An 11827-nucleotide genomic window follows, 5' to 3' on the forward strand; every position below is an offset into this window, starting at 1 on the left:
AATCCGAGTGACGCTCCAGGGCGATGTACCTACTATTACTTCAAGGCTATGAATCAACACATTGATTTATAAGCATGGAAATCCCCTGAGTGAAACAACGAATTGCTGTGTGTAGTCTTTGCCCATCTTAACGATGGGCTTTTTTTTGTCCGTCACTTCAGCTTTAGCGCAGGTTATTTAACAAAATTCTCGTCGCTCAGAACGCGAAGTGGGTCGATATCACTCTCTTTTTTTATCACCAGACTGCTCTCAGAACGCACACATACCCCACCGTAATGCCCTCCAGTGGTAAATGTGCATAACTGCACATAGCGCCCTGCCACTTTCGGCAGGCACCAGAGTTGCTGGTAGATATTTTTCTGCCCGGAGAAATTACCGGAAGTTTCATCCAGCACTTGCTCCTGATGACTAATCAGCCCGATATTATTGCCGCATCGTCCGGCAATCGGTTTGATGGCATAGCCGCTTTGCTCAAGCTCTTTGTTGAGTTCAAAATCAGCATTCAGCAGGTAACGGTGGTGTGGGAACAGGGACCAAAGGACGGGCAGAATCGCTTTGTTGCTGGGAATGATGGTCCATAGCGGTTCAAAAACCATCACTTCTGGGCGTAACAGCACATCGATAAGTCTTACGCTGTGTTGAGAATGCCCGGTGCGAATCGGTAGCCCGGCGTAGGCAGCTTCACTCTGGGCTCGTAACTGATCAAGCGCGGTTTCCCAGGCCCACGTCTTCCAGACGCAATTAATCTGGCGATGTTCTGCGTCAACCAGTTGCCCGGTGGCATCCCACTGCAAATTTTCCAGGCCATGCAGAATTTTGCTTTCGAACCCCGCCTTAGAAAGAGAGCGCTGCACAAACTGCGCATGATAATTCTCCTCTGCATCATTATCCTGGAGGATATGGACGAAGGGACGTGCATAGCTGTGCTTCCAGGTATTGGTTAACGCATTGAGTAAACGCTCACCGGGATCACTGCCCTGCGTCACACCCGCTTGCTGTGCCCATTTCCCCAGAATCAAACCAGCTTCGATATGGCAAGAAGCTGAGTCCGCGTTGTACTCATACACTTTTAACCCACGCTCATCCATGCAGAAATCAAGCCGACCGGTGACCATATGATGGCGACGATTCTGCCAGGAGAGTCTCAGGCGTGGCCATAAGACTTCCGGAATATCGAACAGCGCCAGCAGATCGTTATCTTTCAGCACTTTATCCGTGGCATGCAGATACATAAGATGTAGCTCATTGGTGGCCCGAATGAGTTCCTGTTCTGCACTGTGAGAGAGAGTAAAGTAGCGATACGGGTTGGCGTTAATAATGTGGCCTTCTCTGGCCTGAACATACGCCAGTTCCACTGGGTCTTGCTCATCGAGCCAGTGGCTGGAAAACTGCCCTTTGTCTTCCACCTCTGCACTATGAATCGCCAGGCACTCAGCAGGAATTTCCGGTTGCGGCAGGCTGTACTGGTTATCGGCGGTCTGAACCATCCATCCTAAGATCTCCGTGTCATCGAAGGTATCCTGAATGAAGTATTTCCCATCCTGATAAATTAGAGCCAATTCGCGCGTCCATTGCTGGCCGACAGGCAGTGGACTGTGGATGACATTTTGCTCGGCAATTCTGACTTTATCCGCCAGCACCTGCGTAATCACCGCCACGTGGCCGGTATTGTCAAACTCGCCGCCTTTCTGCCACACCAGCATGGCGCCCGCGACAGGTGCGCGTTCGCAGCCATTGGCAAATGCCTGAAGGGGGAGAATATTGTCATTGACGACCTGGCGCAGATAACGCAGCGAGAAGATTTCATACGCCATGCTGACATCGGTAAAAACCATCCCGTGATTGAGATAGAGAAAGCGGCGTACGAACTCGACACACTGCCACTTATATCCCATATATTCGTGGTTCAGATAATGTCTGAACCACGTGTCGTCCGGCCATGCGTTGGGGTCGAGGGAATCGTAATTGGAGGAGTAAATCGCCACGCCACCCGGTGCGTGTCCTAATAACGCACCAAAAGGAGCATGGCTTTCGGTAGTGCTTACACTCATGACAACAGCCTTACACATTTTGCGCTGCCATCCCGACAGCGAGGATAAGCATTTATCTTACGCGCTTCGCTGGTAAAAAAGGGAACTTTACGCGCTAAAATGCTCGACCTCGCAATGACTTACCATTCGCCATTTACCGGTGATGACCCGGGTTTCGCCCGTAATGCGCACCACCCCTGAGCTTTTAATATCACCGCTTGAGGCACCGATACGTATTTCAAACTCTCCTGGCTCCACCACTCGCTCCCCAGTGCGGCGGGTGAAATTCAGCATATCCGTCGGCACACTAAACGTCAGACGCGCGCGGCTTCCAGGCTCAAGGTGGACGCGCTGGAAGGCTTTAAGCTCCTGGACTGGGCGCACCATCGATGCCACCTTATCGTGAACATAAAGCTGCACGACTTCACTCCCGGCCGCTGCACCACAGTTGCTGACGGTCACGCTCACATTCACCATGCCGTTGTTATTAGGCACATCATCACTGGCTAATTGCAGCGGGCTGTAGGCGAATTCAGTCCAGGTCTTACCAAATCCAAACGGATAGCGGGAGCCAAAATGGAACGCAAACGGTGTACCGCCACTCTTCAGTTTGTGGTTGTAGTAATACGGCATGGCTCCGGCACTTTTAGGAATAGATACCACCAGCCGCCCACCAGGTTCTGCACGTCCGGTCAGCACATCTGCAATGGCGTGCCCCCCTTCCTGACCTGGCGCCCAGGCCATAAGCAGTGCCGCAACGTTATCTTCCTGGCCGCCCAGGTTGTAAGGCCGGCCACCGGTCATCACCACCACAACCGGTTTACCGGTTTGAATCAGTTCATCCAGCAATTGCTGCTGCACGCCTGGCAGTCTCAGGCTGTCAGTATCTGAACCTTCGCCCACCGTACCACTCTGGAACAAACCGGATAAATCCCCCACACACAGCACCACAACATCACTTTGTTGGGCGATTTTAATGGCATCCGGGATTAACGACGTGTCGGTTGAGACCGGCGAGGACTGCATCGGTTTGCCGCCGCTGTCGCCTGGGAACACAGGCGCGCCCGCCATACGTTTTTCGATGATATGGCACCCTTTGGCATAACTGACGTGGTCACTCCCCAACTGCTGGCGCAGGGCTTCAAGGGGGGTGACCACCTGCGAGGTTTGCTCCAGCATATCGCTGATGATCAGATGTACCGGGAAGCTATAACCGCTCAGTAATGCCAGAGGGTCATCGGCTGTCGGCCCAATCACCGCCACACGCGGTTCTCCTTTGAGCGGTAAAGTACCGTCATTTTCGAGCAATGTGATGGAGCGCGTTGCGACCTCACGCGCAAGCTGGACGGTGGATCCGCTTTGCAGCGTCACGCCGTTTTCATCCCGATAAGGGTGTTCGAACAGCCCAAGACGGAATTTCTCTTTCAGTATGCGAGCGACAATTTCATCCACTTTCTCCATGGTGATTAAACCACGCTCGACCGCCTGGGCAAGATGGCGCGCGCAGTCATCTTTCGGCAGTTCCATATCCAGACCCGCGTTAAAAGCCAGCGCTACCGACTCTGCTGCATTGTGGGAAATACCGTGATGTTGATGTAACAGGCTCACACCGCCGTAATCGGCAACAATCAGTCCATCGAACCCCCATTGTTCACGCAACACGGTCGTCAGTAAGAATTCGTCTGAGTGGCCTGGCTGATTATCAATGTCGTGATAGGCAGGCATCACCGATCCGGCATTCGCCAGTTTTACCGCCATTTCGAACGGCAGCAGGAAGGTATCGTTTAATTCACAAAAACCCAGATGAACAGGGGCATGGTTACGCGCCCCTTCGCTAAATGAGTGCCCGACATAATGTTTCAGGGTCGCCAGCAGGTCGCGATTCTTACCTTGCAGGCCTTTCACATAATGCGTAGCCATCATGCCCACCAGCCACGGATCTTCACCAAATGTCTCTTCGGTTCGCCCCCATCGCACATCACGTGACACATCCAGCACGGGTGCAAGCCCCTGATGGCAACCGGTTGAGCGGGCTTCTTCGCCAATCGCTGCTGCTGCGCGCTCTATAAGATCCACATCCCAGGTGGAGCCGTAGTTCAGGGAGGAAGGGAAAAGTGTGGCGTCTTTGCACAATAAACCGACTAAACACTCTTCGTGAAACAGTGCCGGAATGCCGAGGCGGGTTTCTTCAACCAGGGTTTTCTGTAAACGATTAGCCGCACGGACACCCTCTTTAGCATCCACAATGTGGGTGCCTAAAGGCCGGGTGATTTGCCCAATCCCGAGTTTGAGACGCTCAGCGAGTGCCGCCTGTTTGGTGACGCCCGCAAATTCATCGCTTAAATCGGTGCGCTCACGGTGATTGCCATCGCTGGATAAAATCAGCCAGTACGCATGCATTTGTGCGAATTTTTCTTCCGCTGTCATCCGCGAAAGTAGATCGCTGACACGTTCGTTAATCGGGCGGTGAGCTTCTTGATAAATGGCAGACATGGTATTCCCCTTTCGAGTTCGGCCATCCGCATGAAGGTGCGCGGAGATAATTTTCAGCCATCAATATGAGTGATGAATGAAGCCGCAAACAATTGTCAGAATACTCAGCAAGTTTACGTTTTTTGGTTTTTAGCCATAAGTGTGATGTGATTCAAAAATATTCTCAATGGCATGCTGGTTCTGTTCAAAGCAGGGCAAATAAGAGATAACCCCGTCACATTTGATAAGAAACATAAAACACAAATTAAAAATTAGAATACTCCTGACCACATTCACAATTTATAACTAGTGCTATCCGCGAGGTCTATACATCCCAAATAATTCGAGTTGCAGCCAACATCCCTGCAACTTGAAGTATGAATGGATATATTCCGGCTCTTAATAAAGGTGAATACATGTCGGTGTTAACTGAAAAAATTACCAACAAAGAAAAACTGGGGTTTGGACTCGGTGATGCGGCAAGTCACATTGTGTTTGATTCCTCGGTAGCTATCCTGGCTTATTTCTACACCAATATTTATGGCTTACCCCCGGCAGTCATGGGGACACTATTTTTAGTCGTCAGGGTACTCGATGCGATTACCGATCCTATTATGGGCGCGATTGCGGATCAGACTAAAAGCCGCTGGGGTCGTTTCCGTCCGTGGTTACTGATTATCTGCGTTCCATTCGCAGTAAGTTGTGTACTGGTTTATTCCACTCCAGACTTTGACCAAACCGGTAAAATTATTTATGCGGTGCTGGCTTATGTATTTATGACTCTAATGTATACGGCGATAAATATTCCGTATTGCTCATTAGGTGCCGCCATTACGTCTGATCCACAAGAAAACCTGTCGTTGCAATCCTGGCGATTTGCCATTGCACCGATTGGCGGCGCGATGGGGACTGCATTGATTCTGCCGTTGGCTGATTTTATTTCTCCAGGAGACCGTGCCGCTGGTATGCAGTGGGCAATGGGGCTTTTTGGGGTGATTGGCTGCATCATGTTCCTCGTCTGCTTCATGACAACCCGCGAACGTATTACGCCGGTTAAAGAAGAAAACCTCAATATTATGCGCGATGTCCGCGTGTTATTAAAAAATGACCAGTGGCGTATTCTGTCCGTTTATAACCTGGCGATGTTATGCGGCGTGGTCGTGCGCGGTGGCCTGTTAGTTTATTTCGTGCAATATATTCTTCATCAGGGCAGCGGCATTATTTCAATGTTTATGCTTGCGACGACTATCGCGGCGGTATTTGGTAGTTTGTTTGCCAAACATCTCGGTGGCTGGATGTGTAAAATCCGCGCCTCGATTTGGGTGAACATGCTGAGTGCGGTGGTGGGATTATTGTTCTTAGTCTTACCGACTGATTACTGGATGCCTGCGTTTATCGTCCACATTGCCCTTAATATATTGCAGGGTATTAATGCTCCGCTGCAATGGTCAATGATTACTGATGCTAATAACTATGGTGAGTGGAAAACCCAACGCCGTATTACGGGTATGAACGTCGCGGCAAATATTTTTATCATTAAATTAGGTGTGGCAATTGGTGGCGCATTAACTGGCTGGGGTCTGGCGTGGTTTGGTTATCAAGCCGGTGTAGAGCAACAATCTGCCGAGGCGGTGCGTGGGGTATTGATTCTGTTTACTGTATTGCCGGCAATATTCTACTTAATTACTGCCATCTCAATTCGTTATTACAAATTAACCGAAGAGCGGATGAACAGTATTGTGAGTGACTTGCGAGTCGGTAAATTCCAGAGCGAACATGACGTCACTGGGGTGATGACGCCAAAAGCCTTGTAATAAATGATTGCCAGGTCGGGCAAGCGCAGCGCCCCCGACATATTCGACGACAATGGTGGATGACGCTGGCGCTTATCCACCCTACAACTGCGCTTATCCGACCTAAAAATATTAAAGGCTCCTCAACAATGAGGAGCCTTTTTTTTACTTATTGATTTCAGCCAGGCTCAACCAGGTTTGCACCACGGTGTCCGGGTTCAGAGAAAGGCTATCAATCCCCTCTTCCATCAACCATGCCGCAAAGTCTTCATGGTCAGACGGGCCTTGTCCACAGATGCCGACGTACTTACCTTGTTTCTTCGCCGCTTTGATGGCCATCGACAACAGGGCTTTCACCGCGTCGTTGCGCTCGTCAAACAGTTCGGAAACCACGCCAGAATCGCGATCCAGTCCCAACGCCAGTTGGGTCATGTCGTTGGAACCGATAGAGAAACCATCGAAATATTGCAAGAACTCCTCAGCCAGTAAGGCGTTTGACGGGATCTCACACATCATGATGATTTTCAGCCCGTTTTCACCGCGCTTCAGACCCTGACGTTCCAGTTCTTCCACCACGGCTTTCGCCTGAGCGACGGTACGCACGAATGGCACCATCACTTCGACGTTAGTCAGGCCCATTTCGTTACGCACGCGTTTCATGGCGGCGCATTCAAGCGCGAAGCAATCACGGAAGCTGTCGGACACATAACGGCCTGCTCCACGGAAACCTAGCATTGGGTTTTCTTCTTCCGGCTCATAACGTTCGCCGCCGACCAGGTTGGCGTATTCGTTAGATTTGAAGTCCGATAAACGCACAATTACGCGCTTAGGCCAGAATGCCGCGCCCAGGGTCGCAATCCCTTCTGTCAGACGACCAACATAAAACTCAACCGGATCGTCGTAGCCTTTCATCATTTCACGGATTTCGTTTTGCAGCGCAGGTTCCTGGTCATCAAACTCCAGCAACGCGCGTGGATGCACGCCAATCATACGGTTAATGATGAATTCCAGACGCGCCAGCCCCACGCCTTCGTTTGGCAGGCAAGCAAAATCAAAGGCACGATCGGGGTTACCGACGTTCATCATGATTTTCAACGGCAGATCCGGCATGGTATCGACTGTCGAACTTTTAATGCTGAAATCCAGCAGTTCGGCGTAGACGTAACCGGTATCGCCTTCAGCACAAGAAACGGTCACGTTCTGACCTTCAGTCAAACGCTCGGTGGCATCGCCACAGCCCACAACCGCTGGAATGCCGAGTTCACGGGCAATAATCGCCGCGTGGCAGGTGCGTCCGCCACGGTTGGTGACAATCGCGGCGGCTTTTTTCATGATCGGTTCCCAGTCCGGATCGGTCATGTCGGTCACAAGAACATCACCCGGCTGAATACGGTTCATCTCACTAATATTGTGGATAACCTTTACCGGACCGGCTCCGATGCGATGACCGATAGCACGGCCTTCGGCAACGATTTTGCCATGGTCGTGTAGCTGGTAGCGCTCCATCACCTGGCCCTGAGAACGTACCGTTTCTGGACGCGCCTGCACAATAAACAACTTGCCGGTGTGCCCATCTTTTGCCCATTCGATATCCATCGGACGGCCATAGTGTTTCTCGATTTGAACCGCTTGTTTCGCCAGCTCCTGCACTTCATCAGGGGTGATGGAGAACTGGTCGCGCGCGTCTTGCGGAACATCTTCGATACGCACTTGTTTGCCGTGCTCCTGGCTCGGTGCGTACACCATGCGGATTTTCTTCGAGCCCATGTTGCGGCGCACAATTGACGGGCGACCCGCAGCAAGCGTTGGCTTGTGAACGTAGAATTCATCCGGGTTAACCGCGCCCTGCACCACCATTTCACCAAGACCATAAGCGGAGGTGATAAACACTACCTGGTCGAAACCAGACTCGGTGTCGATGGAGAACATCACGCCTGAGGATGCGAGGTCAGAACGCACCATGCGCTGAACGCCCGCAGAGAGCGCAACACCTCGGTGGTCGTAACCCTGATGTACGCGATAAGAGATCGCGCGGTCGTTAAACAGCGAAGCAAAGACGTGTTTCACGGCAACCAGTACCGCGTCATAACCTTGTACGTTGAGGAAAGTTTCTTGTTGTCCGGCAAACGACGCATCAGGCATATCTTCTGCGGTGGCGGAGGAGCGCACGGCAAAAGAGGCATCAGCATCGTCAGAGGAAAGTTGTTCGTAGGCATCGTGAATGGCTTTTTCCAGCTCAGGCTGGAATGGCGTATCGATTATCCATTGGCGAATTTGAGCACCGGCTTTTGCAAGCTCAGTCACGTCATCAATATCCGTTTTATCCAGCAGCTCATAGATACGCTGGTTCACACCACTTTGGTCAAGAAACAAGTTAAACGCTTGAGACGTGGTGGCAAAACCATTCGGTACGGAAACACCCATACCTGAAAGGTTGGTAATCATTTCACCCAGAGAGGCATTTTTGCCCCCGACCCTGTCTACATCATTCATGCCGAGTTGGTTGTACCAAAGCACCAGCGGTGACGAGTTGGACATCGAAACAATCCTTTTGTGATATACCCTTCATACTTCAAGTTGCATGTGCGTTGGCTACGTTTACTCACCCGAATCACTTACCAGAGTAAGCTCATCGGGACTCGCTCACTTGCCGCCTTCCTGCAACTCGAATTATTTTGGGTCTATATGAATGAGAAACACATTACATCCCTTTTAGATTGGCATAATTACGGGCAGGAAAGAAACCGGTGAATCGTTCAAGCAAAATAAAAATTTGAAATTTTCAGATTTATTTACTTTTCTCATAAACTATTGATTCTTAATTTAATCCCTATATTAATAATGGTTTAAGAAAATAATAAAAATGAACTGCACATTTCATTAAAAATAAAAACACCATTTCAGTTTTATAATGAAATGAGATTGATCCAGCATGGAAGGTTTTAATTTATGCTTGAGCCAGAGTCGTCACCGTTACTAACAGGATTGAAAAATGGATAGCACAGTAGACAGGCAAGTTTTTTATATTTCCGATGGCACGGCTATCACCGCTGAAGTGCTTGGGCACGCGGTGATGTCGCAATTTCCGGTCGCTATTAACAGCATTACGCTGCCGTTTGTGGAAAACGAAAGCCGGGCCAATGCCGTCAGAGAACAGATCAATGCGATTTACCAGCAATCGGGTGTGCGCCCGCTGGTGTTTTACTCCATCGTTTTGCCCGAAATTCGCGACATTATTTTGCAAAGTGAAGGTTTTTGTCAGGATATCGTGCAGGCGCTGGTCGCCCCTTTACAGCAAGAATTAAAACTAGACCCGACGCCCATCGCCCACCGTACCCACGGTCTGAATCCAGGTAATTTAATTAAGTATGATGCGCGTATCGCGGCAATTGATTACACACTTGCCCACGATGACGGCATTTCGATGCGAAATCTCGATCAGGCACAGGTAATCTTGCTGGGCGTTTCACGCTGCGGGAAAACCCCGACCAGTTTGTATCTGGCGATGCAGTTTGGCATTCGCGCCGCTAACTATCCCTTTATTGCTGACGACATGGATAACATTCAACTGCCAGCGGTTCTTAAACCGCTACAGCATAAGTTGTTTGGCCTGACTATTAATCCGGAACGTCTCGCGGCTATCCGTGAAGAGCGACGGGAAAATAGCCGCTATGCGTCGATGCGCCAGTGCCGCCTGGAAGTGGCTGAAGTGGAAGCGCTGTTTCGCAAGAACCAGATTCGCTATCTCAACAGCACCAATTACTCGGTTGAAGAGATGGCAACCAAGATCCTCGATATCATGGGACTGAACCGCCGCATGTACTAACAAACTAGTTCACAAGTTCAGTTTTGTATGCCAGGCTGTACAGAATTTGGTGGTCACGATTCAGTTTTACGGTTGAATTCAACATAAATTGGTTTATCGTGACTGCCATCACTTCCCGGTACTTTTGCCGAGCTGAAGACAAAATTTCTGAGACATCCAATGAACAAAACAGATGAACTGCGAACGGCGCGCATCGACAGTCTGGTTACGCCTGCAGAACTGGCCCAGCGTCTGGCGGTATCCGAACAGGTCGCGCAAAACGTAACAGCCTCCCGTCGGCGTATCGAAAAAATCCTCAATGGTGAAGATAATCGCCTGCTGGTGATTGTCGGCCCTTGCTCAATCCATGACCTGGATGCGGCAATGGATTACGCCCATCGTTTGCAAGCGGCACGCGAAAAGCATCAGGATCGCCTTGAAATCGTGATGCGTACCTATTTCGAAAAACCGCGCACCGTGGTGGGCTGGAAAGGGTTAATTTCCGATCCTGATTTGAACGGCAGCTATCGCGTCAATCATGGCATTGAGCAGGCACGCCGTCTGCTTTTGCAGGTCAACGAGTTGGGTGTACCGACCGCTACCGAATTCCTGGATATGGTGATCGGCCAGTATATTGCCGATTTGATTAGCTGGGGCGCGATTGGTGCGCGGACCACTGAAAGCCAAATCCACCGCGAAATGGCCTCCGCCCTTTCTTGTCCGGTAGGTTTCAAAAATGGTACCGACGGTAATACGCGTATTGCGGTTGATGCGATTCGTGCAGCCCGCGCCAGCCATATGTTCCTCTCGCCGGATAAACATGGCCAGATGACCATTTATCAAACCAGCGGCAACCCGTACGGCCATATCATCATGCGCGGCGGAAAACAGCCAAACTACCACGCAGCCGACATTGCGGCGGCGTGTGATAGCCTGCATGAATTTGATTTGCCTGAGCAATTGGTTATCGATTTTAGCCATGGTAACTGCCAGAAACAGCACCGCCGCCAATTGGAAGTGTGTGAAGACGTTTGTAACCAAATTCGTAATGGTTCACGCGCCATTGCCGGTGTGATGGCGGAAAGCTTCATCCAGGAAGGCACGCAGAAAATTGTTGCAGGGAAACCGCTGGTCTACGGCCAGTCGATTACCGACCCTTGCCTGAACTGGGAAGACACCCAAACTCTGCTCGATATGCTGGCAGACGCAACGGATAGTCGCTTCTAAATTTTTTAGTCCCCTCTCCTGCGGGAGAGGGTTAGGGTGAGGGCATCCAGCGCCTGAACATTTTCTCTGACCTAAAGTCAGGATCGCCCTTATCCCGACCTTCTCCCCCCAGAGAAGGAGAAAACCGAACTTTTCCCCTCCCCGTTCAAAATTGATCTATTCACAAATTTCTCACAAATAACACTTGATGACGAAACACAGTTTATTGATAATGATTATCATTGTTATAGTGATTGTCATTTGTATACCGAGTGAAACATGGAAAAAAACTTCACCACTACGAATCCTCAATCTGCGGCTATCCCCCGTCAGATAGATAGCAAACTGTTACTCGGCACTGACGGACGCGTGGTGATTGTCCACGAAGGACAGCTTTATCAGTTACGTGAGACTCAGGCAGGGAAGTTAATCCTGACCAAATAACCCCCTTCATCTTCAAGTTGTTGGTGCACAGGCTTCACGCAACTCGAATTATTTGGGGTAACACAATTTTATTTTAC

General features: G+C 50.3%; 7 protein-coding genes and 1 other RNA gene. 5 read left to right on the forward strand and 3 right to left on the reverse strand.

Annotation, left to right across the window (positions count from 1 at the left end; genetic code table 11):
- The first annotated feature begins 42 nt into the window (after positions 1-42).
- Positions 43-149, forward strand: an RNA gene (gene rprA, locus WBL83_RS02225) — antisense sRNA RprA.
- Positions 150-173: 24 nt separating this feature from the next.
- On the opposite strand, the gene gss is transcribed toward rprA, so the two are convergent.
- A complete protein-coding gene (gene gss / locus WBL83_RS02230) occupies positions 174-2051 on the reverse strand; it encodes a bifunctional glutathionylspermidine amidase/synthase (protein ID WP_424587602.1) in 1878 nt (625 codons plus the stop codon).
- A gap of 87 nt (positions 2052-2138) precedes the next feature.
- Entirely contained in the window at positions 2139-4523 is a 2385-nt protein-coding gene (locus tag WBL83_RS02235) for a glycoside hydrolase family 3 N-terminal domain-containing protein (protein WP_424587603.1), read from the reverse strand.
- A 395-nt stretch (positions 4524-4918) separates the two neighbouring features.
- Between WBL83_RS02235 and WBL83_RS02240 the strand changes: the two genes are divergently transcribed.
- Positions 4919-6316 (forward strand): glycoside-pentoside-hexuronide (GPH):cation symporter, encoded by a 1398-nt coding sequence (locus WBL83_RS02240; protein WP_424587604.1) that lies wholly within the window; start codon positions 4919-4921, stop codon positions 6314-6316.
- A gap of 144 nt (positions 6317-6460) precedes the next feature.
- Here the strand turns inward: WBL83_RS02240 and ppsA are convergent, their stop codons facing one another.
- Positions 6461-8833 carry a phosphoenolpyruvate synthase gene (ppsA, locus tag WBL83_RS02245; protein WP_424587605.1) on the reverse strand — a complete coding sequence of 791 codons (2373 nt, stop codon included), beginning with the start codon at positions 8831-8833 and terminating at the stop codon, positions 6461-6463.
- Between the two features lie 454 nt (positions 8834-9287).
- Between ppsA and ppsR the strand changes: the two genes are divergently transcribed.
- The 3 genes from ppsR (at position 9288) to hemP (ending at position 11750) form a co-directional block, all read left to right on the forward strand.
- On the forward strand, positions 9288-10121 hold the full coding sequence (gene ppsR, locus WBL83_RS02250) for a posphoenolpyruvate synthetase regulatory kinase/phosphorylase PpsR (RefSeq protein ID WP_424587606.1): 834 nt from the start codon (positions 9288-9290) through the stop codon (positions 10119-10121).
- A gap of 159 nt (positions 10122-10280) precedes the next feature.
- Complete coding sequence (gene aroH, locus WBL83_RS02255) at positions 10281-11327, forward strand: 3-deoxy-7-phosphoheptulonate synthase AroH (protein WP_424587607.1); 1047 nt, start codon at positions 10281-10283, stop codon at positions 11325-11327.
- Between the two features lie 258 nt (positions 11328-11585).
- Positions 11586-11750 (forward strand): hemin uptake protein HemP, encoded by a 165-nt coding sequence (gene hemP, locus WBL83_RS02260; protein ID WP_424587608.1) that lies wholly within the window; start codon positions 11586-11588, stop codon positions 11748-11750.
- Positions 11751-11827 lie beyond the last annotated feature (77 nt).

It is taken from the genome of Buttiauxella sp., assembly GCF_049686335.1.
GTDB lineage: Bacteria > Pseudomonadota > Gammaproteobacteria > Enterobacterales > Enterobacteriaceae > Buttiauxella.

Coding starts and splice junctions, on each gene's coding strand:
- gss (WP_424587602.1), bottom strand. CDS start 2,051: ATGAGTGTAAGCACTACCGAAAGCCATGCTCCTTTTGGTGCGTTATTA.
- WBL83_RS02235 (WP_424587603.1), bottom strand. CDS start 4,523: ATGTCTGCCATTTATCAAGAAGCTCACCGCCCGATTAACGAACGTGTC.
- WBL83_RS02240 (WP_424587604.1), top strand. CDS start 4,919: ATGTCGGTGTTAACTGAAAAAATTACCAACAAAGAAAAACTGGGGTTT.
- ppsA (WP_424587605.1), bottom strand. CDS start 8,833: ATGTCCAACTCGTCACCGCTGGTGCTTTGGTACAACCAACTCGGCATG.
- ppsR (WP_424587606.1), top strand. CDS start 9,288: ATGGATAGCACAGTAGACAGGCAAGTTTTTTATATTTCCGATGGCACG.
- aroH (WP_424587607.1), top strand. CDS start 10,281: ATGAACAAAACAGATGAACTGCGAACGGCGCGCATCGACAGTCTGGTT.
- hemP (WP_424587608.1), top strand. CDS start 11,586: ATGGAAAAAAACTTCACCACTACGAATCCTCAATCTGCGGCTATCCCC.